Here is a 21,169-nt window from a genome sequence, read left to right on the forward strand (position 1 = left end):
AAGAGGTCATGTCTACAGACATGACCTCTTCTTTTACATTAACTGCTGAAATAATTCGTTCACGCGTCTGGCAGTTTCACGATCTGTTACTTGAGCAATTTGTTTGATTAAATTTCGGCGCTCTTCAAGGTTATAAATATTTACGGGTTGCTGTCTAATGACAGATACAAGGGTGTGTGCCTGCTGATCTGTAATGGGGATGTTGTATTGTTTGCTATACTTTAAAAGCTCTTTCGGGGTAATATTGTTTACTTTCTTATTGACAATCTGCTGTACAATTTTCATATGATTACCTCCTCGTCATATACAGTTTATGAATAAAAAAGAAAGATGTGACTATATTGTGTAATAAAACAACATTTTGAGTCGGATGAACCTACGGGGGTAAGAAAGCGAAAGAGTGAAACGGCTTAGTTTACAAATAAAACACAATCCTGTATACTACATTAATGACTAAATCGTAATGATTCTGAGAAAGTAAATGGGTAACGGAGTATACGATAGAAACCGTGCCCTCTTTTGTATGGAGAAATATAAAAAAAGAATGGTGAGGCGCATATGAATACACCTGATATCATTGAAATTGATCATTTATCATTTCAATATGATGGAGTGAATGTATTAGAAGATATAAGTTTTTCAATTCCAAAAGGAGCTTTTTTGGGGCTCGTTGGTCCAAATGGTTCTGGGAAATCAACGCTAATCAAATGTTTGCTTGGTTTGCAAAAACCATCTCAAGGTTCAATTCGTTTATTTGGAAAAGATCAGAGAAGGTTTAAAGAACGAAGTAAAATTGGATATGTATCGCAAAAAGCGAATAGTTTCAACAGCGGCTTTCCTGCTACCGTTTTTGAAGTGGTTTCCACGGGCCTTACTTCAAAACTAGGTTTGTTTCGCTTTATGAATGCTTCTCATAAACAAAAGGTAAAAGAAGCGGTAGAAGCAGTGGGGATGAGCGAATTTTTAAATCGAAACATAGGAGAGCTATCCGGTGGTCAGCAGCAGCGAATTTTTATTGCACGCGCGCTTGTAAGTGAGCCCGAGCTGTTAATTTTAGATGAGCCTACGGTCGGAGTGGATGCACAAAATGTATACACTTTTTATGAGCTTCTTGAAAAGTTAAATAAAGAAAAAGGAATTACGCTTGTGCTTGTTACTCACGATATTGGAACTGTCTCGGAAAAAGTAACCCACGTTGCTTGTTTAAATAAATTTTTACACTTTCATGGGAATGCCAAAGAATTCGAACAGCTTTGTGAACATGACGTATCTATGTTTTATGGTCATAATGTTCATGTGTTAACCCATGATCATCATCATGGAGGGCAGCACGTATGATAAGCAGTTTATTTCAATTTGAGTTTTTGCGAAATGCATTTTTAACAGGTATGATTATTGGCGTCTTAGCTCCTTTATTGGGCACGTTCATCGTAGTAAGACGTCTTTCTTTAATTGCAGATGCGTTAAGTCACGTGACGCTAGCCGGAATTTCTGCGAGCTTGCTTCTTAGTCAGAAAATAGGGTTTATGCAAGGAGTGAACCCCGTCTATTTAGGAATGGTGTCTTCCGTTACAGGGGCTCTTTTTATCGAGAAGCTTCGAGGGGTCTACAAGCACTATCAAGAGCTTGCCATTCCGATTATTTTATCGGGCGGAATTGGTATTAGTGCAATTTGTATCTCGCTGGCAGACGGTTTTAATAATGATTTAATGAATTATTTGTTTGGAAGCGTGAGTGCAGTTAGTCGTTCGGATCTTTGGACAGTTGTTGTCATAGCCGTATTTGTAATAGCTATTGTCTTTTTCTTATATAAAGAATTGTTTATTTTATCTTTTGACGAGGAGCATGCTTCTGCTTCTGGAATTAAATCGAAGTGGATGCACTTTTTATTTATCGTGATGGTTGCTCTTGTCATTGCTGTATCGATGCGTATCGTCGGTATTCTATTGGTGTCATCGCTTATGACTCTTCCTGTAGCAGCAAGCATTCGCTTAGCTAGAGGCTTTAAACAAACGATTCTGCTTTCGGTGATTTTTGGTGAAATATCTGTTTTAGGCGGATTATTTTCAGCGTACTACTTGGATTTAGCACCAGGCGGTACAATTGTTGTCATTGCTGTTGTTATTTTAATCATATCTATTATGATTAATAAAGGACGGAAGGGGAAACAAAAATGAATTTAACTGAAGCCATTCATTTATTAAAAGATCAAGGATATAAACATACAGGAAAACGTGAAGAAATGCTTGCCTTGTTTTCAAAATCAAATAAGTACTTAACGGCAAAAGATGTATTAGAATATATGAAGCCTGATTATCCTGGTCTAAGTTTTGATACAATCTACCGTAATTTATCATTATTTGTGGAGTTAGGCGTACTTGAAATGACGGAGCTTTCGAGCGAAAAGCACTTTCGATTTAAATGTGCAACTGCTCATCATCATCACCACTTCATTTGTTTAGATTGTGGAAAAACAAAAGAAATTGAAGCTTGTCCGATGGAGTATGTAGACGAGGATTTGCGAGGGTATAATATTACAGGCCATAAATTCGAAATTTACGGTCAATGTATCGAATGTAATCAATAAAAAAGAGAGGGTGCTATGCACCTCTCTTTTTTATTTTTGCTGTTCTTTTAACCAGTCGGCTACCCACTGATCTGCTTCTAGCCAGTTATATACGCGAACCACTCCTTTTGGAACAGGTAAGCGATTATAAGGAGTATCAAATAAGATAACGGGAATATTGCATTCTTCACTGATTTCACAAGCATTATCATGTTTGTCTTCAAAAAAGATATCAACATCGTATCGTTTTGCTGTCTCAACTTTAAAATGAGAGCCGACTAACTCAATGTGATGAAACGATAGCTCATTTTTTTGAAACCATTCTTCCGTGACGTCCAATAGCTGATCGTGCCTTGCACTAATAAAGAATAATTCGTGCTTTTGATGCCACTTTTGCAAAACCGCTTTTGCATCGTCTGCAAGTGGAGAGGTTTCGTAAATAGAGCGTTCATTTGCTTTAAACCATTTCCCGAGTTCTGCAGGTGATACATTTACAAAAGGGCTGAAATCATATTCTGTAATATCTTCAAGTGTTAAATTTAAGTTAAAGGCTTTATTTAAATGAGGAACAAAAGTTTCAGGAGAGGTAACAGTTCCATCAATGTCAATTCCAAACTTTTTTGTCAACTACGTGCACTCCTTTAATACGTTTATTCTACTTAGGTGCTTGATTATTCTTGTCTAGTGTAACATAAAGCCTAAAGAGAAACAGTAATACTTTTTATACTCCTTAAGAAAAAAGATAAGGATGATTATACGGTGTGGGAATCGTGCAGGTATCTATTTTTGCAAGAAAATGAGCAGCTGTATAAGATTAACACTTATAATTTTTTCTCGCATTCAGATACTATAAATGCTCCTTATTTACGAAAGCGAGGGATTAAGCATGGAGAATGAAGAACAAAGGCGTAGAAAAGATGTATATGAAGCTGATTTCATGGAAGAAACTGCAGCTGAAGTGGGCGTTCCTTACCGAGTAGGAGAGCCACATGCAGAGCGTGAAGTTATAGATATTGACCGCAATCGCAATCATGAAGTCGCTGGACGAGGAGAAGGAACGGGATACGGTCGTTTCGCACTCGTGCTTTCGATTCTTTCACTATTCTTTTTACCAATTATTCTTGGTGCCGCTGGGATTATTCTAGGGTTTATCGCACGCAGAAAAGGAGCACTTACGCTAGGAGCATGGGCAATAGGGATCGGAGTTGTATCGATTATTGTCGGTACGTTTATATTACCGTTCTTTTCATAAAAAAAGCGAGGCGCATATGCGCCTCGCTTTTTTTGGTTATGATTTAGCTGCAGCTTTTTCAGCTTCTTGCTTTGCGTGATATTCAGCAGCAATTTTATCAATTTCTTTTTTTAGTTCCTCAACCATTGTTTCTTCCGGAACTTTGCGTACGATTTCACCTTTGCGGAATAGAAGACCTTCACCGCGTGCTCCTGCAATCCCGATATCAGCTTCACGAGCTTCGCCAGGACCGTTTACAGCGCAGCCAAGTACCGCTACTTTAATCGGTGCTTTTACAGTTGAAATATACTCTTCAACTTCATTAGCAATGCTAATTAAATCAATTTCAATACGTCCGCAAGTTGGGCAAGAAATAAGCGTTGCAGCATTGGAAGCTAAACCGAATGATTTTAGCAACTCGCGTGCAACTTTTACTTCTTCTACAGGATCCGCACTTAAAGAAATACGTAATGTATTTCCGATTCCTTTAGACAAAATAGCGCCAAGACCTGCTGCACTTTTTACAGTTCCCGCAAATAATGTACCCGATTCTGTAATTCCTAAGTGAAGAGGGTAGTCAAAAGCTTGAGCAGCTTTTTCATATGCTTCAATTGCCAAGTTAACATCGGATGCTTTCATTGAAACGATGATGTCATGGAAATCAAGGTCTTCTAAAATTTTAATGTGATGAAGTGCACTTTCTACCATGCCATCTGCTGTCGGATAGCCGTATTTATCTAAAATACGTTTTTCCAGTGAACCGGCGTTAACTCCAATACGAATTGGAATATTTTTAGCTTTTGCAGCATTTACAACAGCTTCCACTTTTTCACGGCGTCCAATATTACCTGGGTTGATACGGATTTTATCCGCTCCGCCTTCAATTGCTTTTAACGCTAAGCGATAGTCAAAATGAATATCTACAACTAATGGAATGTTAATGCGTTTTTTAATTTCAGGGATTGCATCTGCTGCGCGTTCATCTGGACAAGCAACACGAACAACTTGGCATCCTGCTTCTTCTAAACGTTTAATTTCTGCAACCGTTGCTTCAACATCATGTGTTTTAGTGGTTGTCATACTTTGAATAACTAATTCGTTACTGCCCCCAATTGTTAAATCTCCAACTTTGACGGGGCGTGTTTTTGTACGATGTATAATTTCACTCACGTGATAATCTCTCCTTCAAAATGAAATCAAGAATTTGAATTCATTAATAGAATAACTCTTTATGAACAAAATAACTAGTAGAAAGTACTACCTTAGCTATTTTAACAATGACTATCCCATCTTGACAAGAAGAATGCTGTCATTACTTGTAAATAGGGAACTTATACGTTTTTCCAATTTGAATATCTTCAGGCGCTGTACCGTTATTTAACTTCTTAAAGTCTTTAATCATTTGGTTCATAGAAACCGGTATCGATTTTTTTGTAAGCTCTTCAATGACGGACAAAACTGTATCGCCTGGCTTAATTTTTATTTTTGTATAGGTGGAAGAAGAGCTGGCGGCTTTTGTTTCTGCAGGCTGCGCTTTGCTGACTTGAACTGCTTCAGTCGCAGTAGGAATGGTACCGTATTTAATGTCGTAGTGACAAATATATCCGATAAAAGCGAAAGCGGCTAATGCACATAGCTTTTTCATTACGCTCCTCCTTCATTCTTTTGCTTATGTGTAAAGCCTATGCTTGTCTTACTTAAATATGATTGGAGAACGAAAATTGAAAGAAAAATTAATGATTGTTTCATTAGGCTTATTGCCTTTCATCATGGTGCTGGGAAATTCCATGCTCATTCCTCTGCTGCCAAGCATTCAAAAGTCACTTCACTTAAGTGGAGTCCAAACCAGTTTGATACTGAGTGTATTTTCGATTCCGGCTGCATTGTGTATTCCTGCGGTAGGAATTTTATCAGATCGATATGGACGTAAAAAATTAATTATGTATTCCCTCATCGTGATGATAATCGGTAGCCTTGTCGCTGCTAGTAGCGCTTTGGTCTCTTCTGGAAGCTTTGCTGTGTTGATGGCTGGAAGAGTGATTCAAGGGATTGGCGCTGCTGGTACTACAACGTTGGCAATGGCATTAACTGGAGATGTATTTACAGGGGAAAAAAGAGCAAAAGTCCTTGGGATTTTAGAAGTATATAATGGAGCTGGAAAAGTGGTTGCACCTATAATTGGAGCAACGGCGGCACTCGTTGTATGGTATGCCGCATTTTTTGTGTATCCTTTAGCGGCAGGTGCTGCTTTAGTAGGTATAGCCTTGTATGTGAGAGAAGCGAAAACAGGTTCAGATTCAGTATCTGTTGGAGAGTATTTAAAGAGAGCCATTGGGATTGTCTATGATAAAAGAAAATCGCTTTTTCCTTTATTCTTTGTCGGGGGACTGGGGTTGTTTTTATTATTTGGCATTTTATATTACTTATCTTTTTTAATAGAGGAAACGTATCATATAGACGGTTTTTTCAAAGGAACCGCTTTTTTATTTCCTCTTGGCGCGATGACGCTCGTTTCTTATTGGACCGGTCAGCGAATCAAAACAGATGTAGTGCTCATGAAAAAATTGATGATAGTAGGAATGATTCTTTTATTCGTAATGTTTGGAGTATTAACGGTGATTTATACGCTTCCTGTGCTGATGTTTTGTTTGACAGTCGCCTTTGGCGGCTTAGGATTTGTTCTTCCTTGTATTAATATGATGATTACTTCAGCGGCTTCAGACGAAGAAAGAGGATTTATTGTATCCATTTATGGAACGGTGAGATTTTTAGGAGTAGCGCTGGGACCCGTTGTTTTTGAAGTGTGGATGCATACTGAAAGGCTGATGTTTATTTATAGCTTTAGTTTGCTCGCAGCAGGAGGTTTGTGGGTTTTGTATCAGTTGAAAATTTTTTCTTCTGCAATGGGGAGAAGAAAAGTTGTACAGAAATAAAGAGGCTGGGACAAAAGTATGTTAGTTGAAGAAGCTCCCAACAAATTTGATTCTTGATCAAGAATTAAATTCGTTCGGAGCTTTTCATTGGCAGGGTAAACATAGATTTTATGTATGTAGGTGCTTCTAGCCGTTGATTGGATTCATTTCGTTATGTTTCAATCGCTTTATTAGGTTTTACCTTTTTTCTCATAGGAACCCTTGTGACGAGCAATAAGTAAATGAAGAACGTTCCTATCCAGTAAAGAGAGCTATGTGTTGCTAGAGACAAAGAAAAAGCTTCAAAAAGCGTATAAAGCAGCGTGAAGGCTACCGTACTATAAGCGCTCAGTGCCCATAGCTGTTTGAAAGGAAGCTGCTTCTTAGTGATGAGTCCAATCAGTTTTCCAAGATAAGCAAGGCAGGTAATAGAAAGGAAGTTTAGTCCAGATGTTAATACGTACAGTAAAAGCATAGCGATAGGGACAAGTATGTATAAAGAAAATTTTTGTTCGTGCAGCAAGTTTAACAGTTCATTTTTATCTTTATGATGCCAGTTTAGCAACTCATATGAATACGTTTGTGTTTGTGAATTAGTCGTGATGTAAATTCCATCCTTTAAAAAACCAATTGCATGAGCAGGGGAATGAAACCGTTCAATAGACTGTGAGGGGTCTAAGATAAAAGCGGTACCGTTTACTTTTTTTGTGAAAGGTTGGCTTGACGTAAGCTGTGAATTTGAAATAGAAAAAGAAGAAACAGATTTCGGGAGATCTGTAGTCGCGGTATGATAGCCGTTTACAATCGTCAAAGTCATAAAGAAAAATGTAGGCAGCAAAGAAATGAATGTTAAAAACAGCACAAAGCCAATTGTTTTATTCGTATGCTCAAAGCGAAGCGATCTTATTTTTTTGAAGGAAGTAAAACTCCATGCTATCTTTTTCAGCATGCTCATTGTAAAGCCTCCTATTATTGAAAATTCTGATTATACCTTATTTTATAGCGGAAATTTAAGGTTTACAATAGATTTTAGAAAACGTTACCAATTACAATAGTGCGATGGAGCGTTTTGTCAAAAGCATTTCTTTATATGTACAGATTTTGCTGTCATTGTTTTTGGGGGATATTACGGGCAGTTTGAGGACTGTGCTGTTAATAGTGCAGTGGTACACTCGAAAATCGTTATCTGAAGATATATTTGAAAGTAAAATAAAGGAAGGTCTCGTGGTGCAAGGTCTTTCTTTATAGGAGTGGTTATTGTATGATAAATAGTAATAATAAAAAGGATAGGTGCGGGCATGGCTATTTTATGTTGGGCATTAGTTATCATTAGCTTTGCTGTATCGTTTGTTGGGTTGGTTTATCCCATCATCCCAAGCGTGCTATTTGTAGCGCTAGGATTTGTTATATACGGTTTATTTTATGATTTTAGCTCCTATAGCTGGTTATTTTGGGTGATACAAGGATTGTTAGTTGTCGCACTTTTTTTAGCAGACTATATCGCTAATATTATTGGTGTGAAAAAATTCGGAGGCACTAAAGCAGGCGTTTGGGGAAGTACAGTTGGATTGCTTGTGGGTCCGTTTGTTATTCCGGGATTTGGAATTATTTTAGGGCCGTTTATCGGAGCGATTGTAGGAGAACTGATTGTTCATCGGACCACAATTAGCAACGCAGTAAAAATTGGAGTAGGTTCGGTTATTGGCTTTTTTAGTGGCGCTATCTCGAAAGGATTTATTCAACTGTTGATGATTGCCTATTTTTTATACGCTGTTTTAAAATAATATATTGACTTTAGGCCAGAAACATGTTAAATTTTTAATGTCGCTAGTAAATGTTATATTGTTCCACAGTAGCTCAGTGGTAGAGCTATCGGCTGTTAACCGATCGGTCGTAGGTTCGAGTCCTACCTGTGGAGCCATGGCGGTGTAGCTCAGCTGGCTAGAGCGTACGGTTCATACCCGTGAGGTCGGGGGTTCGATCCCCTCCGCCGCTATTTTCCAATTTACGTTTGTGACATACATAATTCATATTGTTCCACAGTAGCTCAGTGGTAGAGCTATCGGCTGTTAACCGATCGGTCGTAGGTTCGAGTCCTACCTGTGGAGCCACGTGGACCCTTAGCTCAGCTGGTTAGAGCAGACGGCTCATAACCGTCCGGTCGCAGGTTCGAGTCCTGCAGGGTCCACCATTTATAGGGTTGGAGGAATACCCAAGTCCGGCTGAAGGGATCGGTCTTGAAAACCGACAGGGGTGTTAAAGCCCGCGGGGGTTCGAATCCCTCTTCCTCCGCCATACTATTGTCTATTCAAAGCTTCTTTTGAGAAAAAGAAGCTTTTTTTATGTTTAAAAGAATAGCGAATGGGAATTAGGTAAATATAAATCATGGATTAGGTACTTTTTATTTGAAAGAGTAGGGTAAATTTGCTAATCTAAACGTATATGGTGCTTTTGCGCCAAAATGCTTACATATTTTGAAGGAGGAATTATTCATGGCTTACAAATTACCAGAACTACCTTATGCATACGATGCACTGGAACCACATATCGACAAAGAAACAATGAATATTCACCACACAAAACATCACAACACATATGTTACAAACCTAAACGCTGCTGTTGAAGGCAAAGCGGATTTAGAAAGCAAAAGTATTGAAGAGTTAATTTCAAACTTAGATGCTGTTCCTGAAGATATCCGTACAGCAGTACGCAATAACGGTGGCGGTCATGCGAACCACTCATTATTTTGGACAATCCTTTGCCCTAACGGCGGCGGTGCTCCAACTGGTGAATTAGCAGACGCTATCGCTAGCAAATTCGGCAGCTTTGATCAATTCAAAGAAGAATTTGCAAATGCAGCTAAAACTCGCTTCGGTTCTGGCTGGGCTTGGTTAGTTGTAAACAACGGCGAATTAGAAGTAACAAGCACACCAAACCAAGATAGCCCATTAATGGAAGGCAAAACGCCAATTCTTGGTCTAGACGTTTGGGAGCACGCTTACTACTTAAATTATCAAAACCGCCGTCCAGATTACATTTCAGCATTCTTTAATGTTGTAAAATGGGACGAAGTTGCTAAGCGTTACGACGCTGCAAAATAAGCTGAAGACGTATTTAAGAGCCAGTAAAGTAATTATTACCTTTACTGGCTTTTTTGTTTTCCAATTCTTTTACATATCTCCTTTTCTTTTTCACACACTAGGTGTAGAAGAGAAAAGGAGTTTTTTGATATGCCTTTATTAAAAAAAGTAGTTGGAGATGTAGAAGTTAGTAAAGATTTACTTTTGCTTTTAATTATAGGCGGTCTTTATGCCTTGGCTATTTCAATTTCCAATTCGTTTGTTAACATTTATCTGTGGAAACAATCAGGAGAATTTTCGGATCTCGCTATTTATAATTTAGCGGTAGTGGTGCTTCAGCCCCTTACGTTTATTTTAGCAGGTAAATGGGCCAAACGAATTGACCGGGTTGTGGTTTTAAGGTTAGGCGTATCTTTTTTAGCTGTTTTTTATATCGCTGTATTGGTCAGTGGAGCTAACGCAGCCGAGTATTTAGTATTGCTTGGTGGACTGCTGGGTATAGGATATGGCTTTTATTGGCTAGCTTTTAATGTGCTAACTTTTGAAATTACAGAACCTGATACAAGAGACTTTTTTAACGGATTTTTAGGGATCTTAAACTCTTTTGCAGGGATGATTGGTCCTTTAGGAGCGGGCTTTGTTATTTCCGCTTTGTATGAATCACTTGGGTATAAAATTGTGTTTGGTGTATCTCTGCTATTGTTTGTCGGTGCCGTTGTGCTTAGTTTTTTTATTACAAGACGCGCAGCTGAAGGAGTATACAAATTTAAAGAAGTGTGGGCTGAACGAAAAGTCAACAAAGACTGGAATCGAATATTACAGGCTCATTTCTTTCAAGGATTGCGTGAAGGTACGTTCATTTTTGTCGTATCCGTTATGGTATTTATTACGACGGGAAGTGAATTAGCTTTAGGAACTTATGGACTGGTGAATTCAGCGGTGGCGTTTGTAGGATACTATGTAGCCTCAAGATTTATTAAGCAAAAAAATCGCCTTCGATTTATTTTCACCGGGGGCCTCCTTCTCTATGGAGCAGTCTTTTTGCTTATCTTTAACTTATCGTATCCAAAGTTAATTATATATGCTGTTTGTATTGCCATTGCCTATCCTATTTTGTTGGTTCCATTCATTTCTCTAACGTACGATGTGATTGGACGAGCAAAGGACGTTGTTTCAAAAAGAATCGAATACATTGTTGTCAGAGAAGTATTTCTGAATATTGGGCGCGTCGTTTCCATATCTTTATTTTTAATAGCCGTACTATTTTTTGATGAAGCAAAAAGTATTCCTATTTTATTATCTATTGTTGGAGCAGGGCATACGATCATTTATTTTTGTGTAAGACATATCTCACAGCCTCTGCACAAAAAAGAAACGACTGTTACTCCTCCAGTATTAAATGAAGGAGACGGAGAGTCTCCAGCTTAGAGTATTATCAGCTCCTTCATTTGTACTATGGAAAATGCCTCTCTTTTCTTTTAGAATAAATACGTTGTGTAAATAGGCACCTGCCAGGTGTCTATTTATTTGCTAAATGTCTGATTTTATGGTGTTATGGTATATATGTTTTATAAAGTGTAGGTGTTGGTATGAAAAAGAAAAAAAGAAGAAAAAGTCACGTGCCTTTTCGTGTGAACTTACTTTTCTTGACCGTATTTGCCCTATTTTCCGTATTAATTTTGCGGTTGGGACTTGTTCAAATTGTGTACGGTGAGAATTACGAACGAGAAGTCGAAAAAACACAGGACGTTACAGTCAGTACGCCTGTTCCTCGAGGGAAAATGTACGATCGGTATAACCGCGTAATTGTAGATAATACCTCTTTAAATACGATTACATATACTCGTTTTCAAGGAAATACAGCTGAAGAAAGGCTGCGCATCGCTAAAAAGTTAGCCACTATGATCGATGTTCCTTACACCACAAATGTGATTGATATTCCAGAAAATAGAAAGAATAAAGATGCTAAAAACGTGGTAAAAATTACAGAACGCGACATGAAGGATTACTGGATTATGCTTCACCCTAAAGAAGCGGAGCAGAAAATTACGAAAGCTGATCGCAAAAAAGTTCAAGATGGTGAAATGACTGATGACGAACTGTATCAACGTCAGTTAGACCGCATTTCTAAAAAAGATTTAGAAAGTTTAAAGAGTGATTTAGAAGTTCTAGCTATTAAGCGCCAAATGGAGGCAGGTTATTCTAACACCCCGCAAATTGTTAAAAGCGGTGTGACAAATGAAGAGTATGCCGTTGTAAGTGAGCATTTAGATGAACTTCCGGGTGTTGATACAACAACGTATTGGGATCGCTCATACCCAGAAAACAGCACTCTCCGTACTTTGCTTGGAAATGTATCCTCTGCCAACGAGGGTCTGCCCAAAGATAAAGTACAGTATTACTTATCAAGAGGCTATAGTCGAAATGACCAAGTTGGGACGAGCTATTTAGAGAAGCAATACGAAGCTCAGCTCAGCGGTCAAAAAGAAAAAGTCCAGTATGTAACAGATGATAAAGGAAATCTCCTTGATACAATTCAAGTGTCGAAAGGCGAACGCGGCAGTGATTTGGTTTTAACTATTGATATGGAGCTTCAAAAAGCGGTAGAAAAACAAATTACGGACCAGCTTTTAGCCAAAAAGAAAATGAAAGGAACGCAGTTTTTAGACCGTGCTTTTGTGATTATGATGGATCCTCACACAGGAGAAATCTTAACAATGGCAGGTAAAAAATACACCATTGATAAGAAGACTGGGGTACCTAAAATAGAAGATTTTGCATTAGGGAATATTTCAACATCTTATACAATGGGCTCTGTTGTAAAAGGGGCAACGGTTCTAGCTGGCTTAGATTCAGGAGCTATTAAGCCAAACACAGTGTTCGTTGATGAACCGTTAAAAATTAAAGGAACACCAATTAAGAAATCAGCTGAGGCTGAGGGGTTAGGACCCTTAACGTATTCATCCGCGTTAAAATATTCATCCAACGTATTTATGTTTAAAACGGTAATGGCGATGGCTGGATTACAGTACCACAAGAACATGACTTTACCGATTAAACCTGACACATTCAGCGAACTGCGTTCGTACTACAGTCAGTTCGGCTTAGGCGTATCAACAGGCATAAACCTCGATAACGAATCAACAGGTGTACAAGGAGGAAGCAATGTTCCAGGTACAGCGCTTGATTTAGGAATTGGCCAGTATGATACGTACACGCCGCTGCAGCTTGTTCAATATACTTCTGCAATAGCTAATGGAGGGTATCGCATCAAGCCGCAGCTAGTAAAAGAAATCCGAAAACCAACGATAAAGACCGATGAAATTGGCGGTACGCAGCATTCCTTTGAACCTGATGTGTTAAATCGTATCACGATGAAAGAAGAATACATTAAAGATGTTCAAAATGGCTTTAAGCGGGTTACGCAGGAACAAGGCGGTACAGGGTACGCAGCTTTCCATACAGCGAACTATAATCCTGCTGGTAAATCTGGAACGGCACAAGCCTATGAGAAAAACCCAAGCGGAGGGGATCCAATTAAAGTTAATAATTCAAACTTTGTGGCCTTTGCTCCGGCAAATGATCCTGAAATTGCAGTAGCTGTTGTGGTACCATCGGCATTTGTGCCAAGTGCACCAAATACCATTACAAAAGAGCTTGCTCGTTCTGCGCTCGATACGTATTTTGATTTAAAGAAAAAAGGTGAACAAGAAGTAAAAGATCAAGAAGAGAATCAACAGGCTGTCATTGCAAACGACGCCAATTAAAGAGGCTGGGAAAAAGCATATTAGTTGAAGTAAGATCCGAACGACGTTGATTAAGAATCAACGCTGTTCGGATTTTTTTATTGAGAGGGTGAACGTAGATTTCATGTAAGTAGGTGCTTTAAGCGGTTGATTGGAGGGCAGGGCGAAGACTTCTGCCGGAAAAGCGGAAGAAGTGAGACCCCGCAGGAGCGGAAGCGACAACGAGGCTCATCGGCCGCCTGCTTGCACGGAAATCAACAGTGGTGTCAGAAGTGATTCGTACTGGCTTATTTATCTAATTTACTTATCTTTATATCAAATTAATTTAGTTATGTCTCAACCTCTTCTTTTTTTTGTTAGAAACATTTACATATATGGTTTTTTATTGAATTTAAGGGTCGTAAGAACTAGTTTTTTACCTAAAAAACACGCAGATAGGCCTTCGTTTACAAAAGCTTTACATTGAGTTAAAACACAATTAATAGTCGGCTATTATTCTGTAAGTGTAAGGATTAATAGAAATGATCAAAATAAGGGGAAGCGTTCGGCTTCTCGTATGTATTTACACTAATAGTAAACAATAGATATTAAATAGACATAGAGAGACTTTTATTGTGCTCAAAACGGTTAAAGACGATGAAGGAGGATTATCCAATGGCAATAACAATGGAATTGACTAACAAAGAAAAAGTAAATACTCCGCAAACAAAAGAAATTGTATATAAAACAAAAGGTTTGAATTTATGGTATGGCAACACACATGCCTTAAAAAATATTGATTTAGACATTCATGCTAACGAAGTTACCGCGATCATCGGTCCATCGGGCTGCGGAAAATCAACATATATTAAAACGTTAAATCGTATGGTAGAAATGACGCCAATTGTCCGTACATCAGGTGAAATTGAGTATAGAGGAAAAAATATTTTTGATAAATCGTACCATGTGGAAGAGCTGCGCACGCAAGTAGGAATGGTTTTCCAAAAACCAAATCCGTTCCCAAAATCTATTTATGATAATATCGCGTACGGTCCAAGAATTCATGGCGTTCGCAACAAGAAAAAACTAGATGAAATTGTTGAAAAAAGTTTACGAGGAGCAGCTATTTGGGACGAAGTTAAAGATCGTTTGAATCAAAATGCGAATGGGTTGTCAGGTGGACAACAGCAGCGTATCTGTATTGCGCGCTGTTTGGCTATTGAACCCGACGTTATTTTAATGGATGAGCCTACTTCTGCACTCGATCCAATTTCGACATTAAAAGTAGAAGAGTTAGTACAAGAATTAAAGAAAGACTTCAGCATTATTATTGTTACACATAATATGCAGCAAGCGGCACGTATTTCAGATAAAACAGCATTTTTCTTAAATGGAGAAGTGGTAGAGTACGCAGAAACAGATAAAATCTTCTCAATGCCATCTGATAAACGCACAGAAGATTATATTACAGGTCGTTTCGGTTAAGACATACAAGGAGATGGGATGAGTGGTTGTACGCGAAAAGTTTCATGGTGATTTAAAGATATTACGTGAAAAATTATTAGAAATAGGGCGCTTAACGCATGAGGCGTTATCAAAATCAATTGAAGCGTTGCAAACAAGTAACGTTGAGCTGGCGCTAGAAATTATCGACGGTGATTCATACGTGGATGACTTAGAAGAAGAAATTAATGACCTAGCTATCCTACTGATTGCAAAGCAGCAGCCCGTGGCTATTGATTTAAGACGTATTATTGTGGCAATTAAAATTGCTTCGGATGTTGAGCGTATGGCAGATTTTGCCGTTAATGTAGCAAAATCAGCTATACGAATTGGAAACGAAGAATTAATTAAGCCGTTAGAACATGTAAAGAAAATGCACGATATTTCGATTGAAATGCTGAGCCTTTCGTTAAAAGCTTATCACGAAGAAGATCTTGTGTTGGCTAAAAAAGTAGCGGAAATGGACGATCAAGTGGATGAGCTTTACGGAATAACAATTAAAGAACTTTTAAGTCTTGCTAAAGAAAAGCAGGAGGCTATGAACCAAATTACACAGCTTTTATTTGTAGCCCGTTATTTAGAGCGTATGGCTGATCATACCACTAACGTAGCAGAAAGCGTATTTTACCTTGTAAAAGGCAAACGCTACGATTTAAATGAATAGTGGAAAAAGAGGCTGGGACAAAAGTGTTTTAGTTGAAGGAAGATCCGAACGGTGAATCGTTCGGATTTTTTTCATTGTATCGAGAAACGTAGGTTTAATGTAGCTGCTTCTAGCTGTTAATGAGAGGGAAGGGCAAAGACTCCTGCAGGAAAAGCGGAAGCGACGAGGAGGCTCATCGCCGCCCTCGGAAAGCGACATTTTGCACGGAAATCAACAGCGGTGTAACAAACGATTCATACGGGCTCATGCATCCAATTTGCTGGCCTGGATTTTTTAACACAAATCGACAAATTGCGTTTATTGTGGCAACTTTTTCTGAATGGTAAGATGTTAATAAGTTTATACGGCATTTATATGTAGAAAAAACAATCTAAGAAACGAAGTGATAAAACATTGGCTCCTAATCTTATTCAAAACTTAAATGTGTGTATAGCTACTCAGCTTGACTCATCTCGTATTTATGTTCACTGGTCATTTTCAGAGCATATTCGAGAAATGGTAGAAAGTATGTTTTCGACACGATGGGAAGAATTGAATCTAGCTATGTGTACGTATGATATAACAGGCCTTCATTTTAACGGCCATGAATCAAACCGCTATTATATGAAGGGTCTTACTCCTAAGCAAGACTTCATATTTATGAATAGCTTGGAAAGTGAGCGCACGTATGTAATAGATATTGGTATTCAAGATAAAGAAGGAAGTTTTTTTTCCCTTCTTCGTTCGAATCCGGTTTATTTGATGAAAGAACAGCATGAACAAGTGAATGTAACGTCGTTGAGCTGGATGTACGAACCTGTAAAAGTTCACCAGGGTGTTCAAAATGAATTTAGCACATATTCCTTATATTCAAATGACTTGGAGCAGGTGAAGAAGCAATATGAATAGTGATGACTGTATTCTTTTAACTTATATGCATTATCCGTTGCTACATGTACTTCAAGCAGAGAGTGAGTATCCGCTGTTTGAACAAGTAACGAACGAATTCATCCCTTTTTTAGATCAAATTGAGTCTGAAAAATTGATAGGTGCAACAGCTGTGATGTCTTGTGTATTTTTGAACGTATTAAACGACGAGGAGTTTAATACTCGTTACGCTCAGTATTTACACCAGTTTTCAAGCCGGCAGCATCAGAGAGCACTCACTTTTTTAAAAAAATGGGACGGGAGCTTGTTCTCAGCCTGCAAATATTTCTTTCAGCATGACATGCTGGAATGTATTCCTACTACCGTAACGAACGCGTTCGTTTCCATCCTTAAAACAGAACAAACATTAAATCTCCAAATTACAGAAGCAATACGTGTTTTTCAACAGTTTTTTGAAAAAAAGCCCGTCGGTTTTTTTATACAGCAAGGAGAGTATACTCATCAAGTAGATATGCTCCTGAAATCTCATGAAATGCGCTATACCTTTGTGAAGTCATCAACAGATGAACTAAAAAAGTCCCCTGCTGGTATTATCTTGTTTCCATATCCTAAGCAAGGAAAACAAGTTGAGGAAGGAACAATGAATAAAGCGAGCGCTGTTTTGGATTTGAAAGCGAAGGACACGCTTGGCTTTCAGCGAATGCAAGCAGCAAGCGGTACATTTCAATATCCTTTAGATTACGCGAGGGATATAGAGTTTTATCAAAATGAAACTCTTGCACTCTACGGTGCAACAAAAAGCGCCGAATTTGTCAGTGAGAAAAATCAATTGTTTATTTCAACCGTACAGAAGTCAGAGGCGATGCTAGGTGTGATCGATTTTAAGCATCCTAGCGTGGTGAATGCTATCTACCGACAGTGGCTCCTTTTAAGTAGCAGCGATTGGCTTTATACTTTTGAAAAAGTCAGAGGTGAATACGAAAGGCAAATAAAGCTGTTTGATTTTCTCTGTCACGAAGAGAATCCAAGGATGGATAGTGAAAACAGTTTTCTTTCAGGAAGTTCTTTTTTATACCCTGTAAAAGAGATAGAGCCGTCGGCTTTATCAGTAAATCAATATAAAGGCGGTCTCTCCATTTTAATGCTTGCATGGGAATTCCCTCCTCTAGTTATCGGAGGACTTGCACGACATGTATTTGATTTATCCAGAGCGTTAGCTAGAGCGGGCCATCACGTTAGTGTATTAACGACCTATGTAGAGGGGCTGCCGGAATATGAACGTTTATACGGTGTTCACGTTTACAGAGTTAAAAGCCTGCAGCCTCATCATCCGGATTTTTTGACATGGGTAAACAGTTTGAACGTGGCTATGGCTCTTAGAGGACTGCAGTTAGGCTACAAGCTGTCTTTTGACGTTATTCATGCTCATGACTGGCTTGTTGCATCCGCAGCAAAATGTTTAGCAGATAAAACGGATAGGCCGCTAATTACGACCATTCATGCGACAGAACATGGGCGCAATAATGGTATTCATAATGACATGCAGCAGAAAATTCACTTGCAAGAAGAGGAGCTGATTCGACAATCAAGCTCAATCATTGTCTGCAGCGACTATATGAAGAAAGAATTAATCACTTTATTTCACGTAGAACAGGATAAAATTGCTATATTTCCAAATGGAATTGACAAGCAGCTGGTAGTCGACGCAGTAAATGAGCGGTTAAAAGAAAGTTTACAAAAGAAATATAATTTTAGAAAGGCCCCTATTATTTTTTCAATTGGACGAATTGTATATGAAAAAGGATTTCAGCTATTTATTGAAGCAGCGGAACTATTTAAGAAAAAACAAATAGATGTTCAATTTGTTGTGGCGGGAAAAGGGCCTTTACTTCATGAGTTTCGAACACAGGTAAGTGAAAAGCAATTAGACAAATACGTGTATTTTATTGGATACATTACCGATAACGAACGAAATCAGCTTCTTCAAGCTTGTAAAATGGTTGTTTTTCCAAGTCTATATGAACCTTTTGGAATTGTGGCTTTAGAGGGGATGGTAGCCAAGAAGCCAACCATCGTTGCGGATACAGGAGGTCTAAGCGATATTGTTTCACATTTCGACACGGGCCTGACGTTTGCCAGAGGAGATACGCTCGAATTAATCAACTGTATTGAATTTTTGTTAAAAAATGAAAAAATAGCTGCGAAAATCAGCGAAAATGGGTATAGAAAAGCAACAACGATGTTTAGCTGGGAGAAAATCGCTATTGATACAAGTAAGCTGTTTCAACATCACATTTGCCAAGATAAAAAAAGGAGGGAGGCAAAAAATTGAAAGCCATTATACTTGCTGGCGGTAAAGGAACAAGACTGCAGCCCTTGACCTACACGATTCCAAAGCCTATGCTGCCGCTTTACGATAAACCTGTGATGGAATATAGCATTGAACTGCTTAAGAAACATGGAATTACAGAGATTGGGATTACGCTGCAGTATAGGCATGAACAAATTATTGAATACTTTGGGGATGGCTCTCAGTGGGGAGTGACGCTTACTTATTTTATCGAAAAAGAGCCTCTTGGAACAGCGGGCGGAATTAAGCGAGCAGAGGCCTTTATTGAGGAAGACTGTATTATTATTAGTGGAGATGCCTTAACAGAAATTAATCTTCAAGACGTTATTCATTTTCATTATGAACAAAAAAGCGAAATGACCATTGTTACAAAAGAAGTAAACGACGTGCGGGGTTATGGAGTGGTGACGATAGATGAAGGGAATCGAGTCACGGGATTTGTAGAGAAACCGACCTACGAACAGGCCAATAGCCGATTGATTAATACGGGAGTGTATGTGATCAAAAAATCCGTTCTTGATTACGTGAATTCTTATGGTCCTACAGATTTTAGCTTTGACATTATCCCGCTTCTTTTGGAATATAATCATACTGTGTGCAGTTTTGTAACAAAGGATTATTGGATTGATATTGGGCAAATCCACCATTATCGTCAAGCACACTATGATCTGTGGAGCAAGTGGTTCGGCAATAGACAGGAAAGTATTGTCTCAGATGACGCGCTTATAGAAGAAGGGGTGACTGTTTACGATCCGGTTTACGTAGGAGAAAATGTGGTGATTAGAAAAGGTGCTTCAATTGGTCCTTACACGATTATCGGAACCAATAGTATCATAGAAGCACATGCTGCAATCGATAAAACGATTTTGCTTCAAAACGTAACGGTGGGGGCAGAATCGTTTTTATACAACGCTACGATAGGTCCGTATGTAAATGTTCAAGCAATGACTACGTATGTCCAAGATACAGTAGCTGAAAATCAAGTGCTACCTCACCTTTCTGTAAAACCAGATGTTTCTATCTTCAAAAACGGTCGCCTGTATGTACATTCATCTGTTGATCGAGAAAGACTATACAATGCGTTATTACTTGTATGCAAACATCAAGGATCGTTCTGTCTAGCAAGCGATGATGAAGGAGAAGCCACTCAACTTCGCAAAGAATGCTTTTCTTTTTTACGGAGTAATCATTCAGCTGTGTATGATATTAAAAAAGAAGCTCTTCCGGTATTTCGATATTACATGATGACTTCACAAGCGAGCATTGGTATTTATATTGGTGTGGATAGCAAAAACAGCGGTCTGTTTTTAGAAATATATGATAATAAAGGACAATTAGTTAATCAGCTTATTGAAAAAAAGATTGAGCGGATGTATCTTCAACCTAAAAAAGCAAACATAACGACTTCTGTTTCACTTAAAGAAACAAGCATAGGAAATATCAGGGAAGAATATTGTGATGCTTTAGTAAAATCAATTAATCAGCATGTTTTATTAGAAGACAGTACGCGGATTGGTGTGATTTGTTCACCGTTTATACAGGAAGTTGTCGAATTATTATGTAAGCGTCTTCGTGTCCATGTGTTATTTTTAAACAAGTGGGAGAAAACAGAAGAAACCAAACGAATAATTAAACGAAATAAGCTGTCTTTTTGTATTCAGATTAAAGAAGATGGAGAAACATTTGCTCTATATGATGAAAAAGGCTGCAGCGTAAATGACTCAGAAATTATGTCGCTTTATATTTATAGCGTATACATGACAAAAAAAGTAGCATTCGTTCCTATTCCTATACACTATTCATCCACACTAGAAACATTTGCTCAATCTCTCAATCAATCATTTATGAGGACAAAAGCAAAAAAACGTGACTTGCTTAGTCTTTTGGGGCCTGTTCAATTTCAGTTAGATGCCATGTACGCTTTATGTCAGCTGATCGAATTAATTATGGTGCAACAGCGGAAAATTTCTGAAATGATTCAATATGTCCCCCACGCTTATATGAACTGGCGCTATATTTCATGTCCGATAGAAATTCAAGAACAAGTGATGAAGAAGTTATTAGAAGAAGCAATCGGTAAACAAGTGTATGTCATTGATGGTTTGAAAATTTACCATGATCCTCATGAATGGACGCTTATTTTGCCCGATGGTCACTTGCCTGTATTAAATATTTATTCAGAGGCGTTAAACACTCAGACTGCCAAGAAGCTGTCGGCATATTTTGTAGAAAAAATACAAGAATATCAAAAAGTGTAAATAATGGATTTTA

21 protein-coding genes and 5 tRNA genes are annotated in these 21,169 nt (G+C 38.3%); 21 read left to right on the forward strand and 5 right to left on the reverse strand.

Annotation, left to right across the window (positions count from 1 at the left end; translation table 11 throughout):
• Positions 1 to 33: 33 nt before the first annotated feature.
• Positions 34 to 285, reverse strand: a complete 252-nt coding sequence (locus ACNHOZ_RS01955) for a DUF2624 domain-containing protein (RefSeq protein WP_013059210.1) — start codon at positions 283 to 285, stop codon at positions 34 to 36.
• 273 nt (positions 286 to 558) lie between these two features.
• On the opposite strand from ACNHOZ_RS01955, the gene ACNHOZ_RS01960 reads away from it, so the two are divergent.
• Genes ACNHOZ_RS01960 through ACNHOZ_RS01970 form a run of 3 tightly spaced genes read left to right on the forward strand, consistent with a single transcriptional unit; the run spans position 559 to position 2,587 of the window.
• Positions 559 to 1,338, forward strand: a complete 780-nt coding sequence (locus ACNHOZ_RS01960; protein ID WP_028411634.1) for a metal ABC transporter ATP-binding protein — start codon at positions 559 to 561, stop codon at positions 1,336 to 1,338.
• Complete coding sequence (locus ACNHOZ_RS01965; protein ID WP_028411633.1) at positions 1,335 to 2,177, forward strand: metal ABC transporter permease; 843 nt, start codon at positions 1,335 to 1,337, stop codon at positions 2,175 to 2,177. Before ACNHOZ_RS01960 ends, ACNHOZ_RS01965 begins: the two co-directional genes overlap by 4 nt.
• The gene (locus ACNHOZ_RS01970; RefSeq protein ID WP_013059207.1) at positions 2,174 to 2,587 is read left to right on the forward strand and encodes a Fur family transcriptional regulator; all 414 of its coding nucleotides are present in this window, start codon (positions 2,174 to 2,176) and stop codon (positions 2,585 to 2,587) included. Before ACNHOZ_RS01965 ends, ACNHOZ_RS01970 begins: the two co-directional genes overlap by 4 nt.
• Positions 2,588 to 2,617: 30 nt before the next feature.
• Here the strand turns inward: ACNHOZ_RS01970 and ACNHOZ_RS01975 are convergent, their stop codons facing one another.
• On the reverse strand, positions 2,618 to 3,193 hold the full coding sequence (locus ACNHOZ_RS01975; RefSeq protein WP_034271152.1) for a 5' nucleotidase, NT5C type: 576 nt from the start codon (positions 3,191 to 3,193) through the stop codon (positions 2,618 to 2,620).
• Between the two features lie 259 nt (positions 3,194 to 3,452).
• Here ACNHOZ_RS01975 and ACNHOZ_RS01980 point away from each other — a divergent pair, with 259 nt between their 5' ends.
• The gene (locus tag ACNHOZ_RS01980) at positions 3,453 to 3,818 is read left to right on the forward strand and encodes a hypothetical protein (protein ID WP_013059205.1); all 366 of its coding nucleotides are present in this window, start codon (positions 3,453 to 3,455) and stop codon (positions 3,816 to 3,818) included.
• A 36-nt stretch (positions 3,819 to 3,854) separates the two neighbouring features.
• Here the strand turns inward: ACNHOZ_RS01980 and ispG are convergent, their stop codons facing one another.
• The gene (gene ispG, locus ACNHOZ_RS01985; protein WP_201763664.1) at positions 3,855 to 4,958 is read right to left on the reverse strand and encodes a flavodoxin-dependent (E)-4-hydroxy-3-methylbut-2-enyl-diphosphate synthase; all 1,104 of its coding nucleotides are present in this window, start codon (positions 4,956 to 4,958) and stop codon (positions 3,855 to 3,857) included.
• Between the two features lie 151 nt (positions 4,959 to 5,109).
• Complete coding sequence (locus tag ACNHOZ_RS01990) at positions 5,110 to 5,442, reverse strand: hypothetical protein (protein WP_028411630.1); 333 nt, start codon at positions 5,440 to 5,442, stop codon at positions 5,110 to 5,112.
• A gap of 76 nt (positions 5,443 to 5,518) precedes the next feature.
• On the opposite strand from ACNHOZ_RS01990, the gene ACNHOZ_RS01995 reads away from it, so the two are divergent.
• The gene (locus ACNHOZ_RS01995) at positions 5,519 to 6,730 is read left to right on the forward strand and encodes an MFS transporter (protein ID WP_053074054.1); all 1,212 of its coding nucleotides are present in this window, start codon (positions 5,519 to 5,521) and stop codon (positions 6,728 to 6,730) included.
• Positions 6,731 to 6,881: 151 nt separating this feature from the next.
• On the opposite strand, the gene ACNHOZ_RS02000 is transcribed toward ACNHOZ_RS01995, so the two are convergent.
• Positions 6,882 to 7,664, reverse strand: coding sequence for a DUF1189 domain-containing protein (locus ACNHOZ_RS02000; protein ID WP_048019744.1), 783 nt, complete (start codon positions 7,662 to 7,664; stop codon positions 6,882 to 6,884).
• 343 nt (positions 7,665 to 8,007) lie between these two features.
• On the opposite strand from ACNHOZ_RS02000, the gene ACNHOZ_RS02005 reads away from it, so the two are divergent.
• The 16 genes from ACNHOZ_RS02005 (at position 8,008) to ACNHOZ_RS02080 (ending at position 21,156) form a co-directional block, all read left to right on the forward strand.
• Positions 8,008 to 8,493: a DUF456 domain-containing protein gene (locus tag ACNHOZ_RS02005; RefSeq protein ID WP_048019745.1), complete on the forward strand. Its 486-nt coding sequence runs from the start codon at positions 8,008 to 8,010 to the stop codon at positions 8,491 to 8,493.
• Between the two features lie 62 nt (positions 8,494 to 8,555).
• Positions 8,556 to 8,630 (forward strand) — tRNA-Asn (locus ACNHOZ_RS02010).
• A gap of 1 nt (position 8,631) precedes the next feature.
• Positions 8,632 to 8,705 (forward strand) — tRNA-Met (locus ACNHOZ_RS02015).
• A gap of 40 nt (positions 8,706 to 8,745) precedes the next feature.
• Positions 8,746 to 8,820: transfer RNA gene (locus tag ACNHOZ_RS02020), tRNA-Asn, on the forward strand.
• 3 nt (positions 8,821 to 8,823) lie between these two features.
• Positions 8,824 to 8,900, forward strand: a tRNA-Ile gene (locus ACNHOZ_RS02025).
• An 11-nt stretch (positions 8,901 to 8,911) separates the two neighbouring features.
• A tRNA-Ser gene (locus ACNHOZ_RS02030) sits at positions 8,912 to 9,004 on the forward strand.
• A 197-nt stretch (positions 9,005 to 9,201) separates the two neighbouring features.
• Complete coding sequence (sodA, locus tag ACNHOZ_RS02035; protein ID WP_013059198.1) at positions 9,202 to 9,810, forward strand: superoxide dismutase SodA; 609 nt, start codon at positions 9,202 to 9,204, stop codon at positions 9,808 to 9,810.
• 129 nt (positions 9,811 to 9,939) lie between these two features.
• Complete coding sequence (locus ACNHOZ_RS02040) at positions 9,940 to 11,217, forward strand: MFS transporter (RefSeq protein WP_048019746.1); 1,278 nt, start codon at positions 9,940 to 9,942, stop codon at positions 11,215 to 11,217.
• Positions 11,218 to 11,378: 161 nt separating this feature from the next.
• Positions 11,379 to 13,556, forward strand: coding sequence for a peptidoglycan D,D-transpeptidase FtsI family protein (locus ACNHOZ_RS02045; protein WP_033579690.1), 2,178 nt, complete (start codon positions 11,379 to 11,381; stop codon positions 13,554 to 13,556).
• Positions 13,557 to 13,682: 126 nt separating this feature from the next.
• On the forward strand, positions 13,683 to 13,811 hold the full coding sequence (locus tag ACNHOZ_RS02050; RefSeq protein ID WP_268990046.1) for a hypothetical protein: 129 nt from the start codon (positions 13,683 to 13,685) through the stop codon (positions 13,809 to 13,811).
• Between the two features lie 390 nt (positions 13,812 to 14,201).
• On the forward strand, positions 14,202 to 14,999 hold the full coding sequence (gene pstB, locus ACNHOZ_RS02055; protein ID WP_370506071.1) for a phosphate ABC transporter ATP-binding protein PstB: 798 nt from the start codon (positions 14,202 to 14,204) through the stop codon (positions 14,997 to 14,999).
• A gap of 22 nt (positions 15,000 to 15,021) precedes the next feature.
• The gene (gene phoU, locus ACNHOZ_RS02060) at positions 15,022 to 15,681 is read left to right on the forward strand and encodes a phosphate signaling complex protein PhoU (protein WP_013059193.1); all 660 of its coding nucleotides are present in this window, start codon (positions 15,022 to 15,024) and stop codon (positions 15,679 to 15,681) included.
• 119 nt (positions 15,682 to 15,800) lie between these two features.
• Positions 15,801 to 16,007, forward strand: a complete 207-nt coding sequence (locus ACNHOZ_RS02065) for a hypothetical protein (RefSeq protein WP_155404466.1) — start codon at positions 15,801 to 15,803, stop codon at positions 16,005 to 16,007.
• Positions 16,008 to 16,074: 67 nt separating this feature from the next.
• A complete protein-coding gene (locus tag ACNHOZ_RS02070; protein WP_034271122.1) occupies positions 16,075 to 16,569 on the forward strand; it encodes a DUF4912 domain-containing protein in 495 nt (164 codons plus the stop codon).
• Positions 16,562 to 18,880 (forward strand): glycosyltransferase, encoded by a 2,319-nt coding sequence (locus tag ACNHOZ_RS02075; RefSeq protein ID WP_310884107.1) that lies wholly within the window; start codon positions 16,562 to 16,564, stop codon positions 18,878 to 18,880. The genes ACNHOZ_RS02070 and ACNHOZ_RS02075 overlap by 8 nt, the downstream gene beginning before the upstream one ends.
• Positions 18,877 to 21,156 carry a sugar phosphate nucleotidyltransferase gene (locus tag ACNHOZ_RS02080; RefSeq protein WP_048019748.1) on the forward strand — a complete coding sequence of 760 codons (2,280 nt, stop codon included), beginning with the start codon at positions 18,877 to 18,879 and terminating at the stop codon, positions 21,154 to 21,156. Before ACNHOZ_RS02075 ends, ACNHOZ_RS02080 begins: the two co-directional genes overlap by 4 nt.
• Positions 21,157 to 21,169 lie beyond the last annotated feature (13 nt).

This window comes from Priestia sp. D51 (assembly GCF_053345675.1).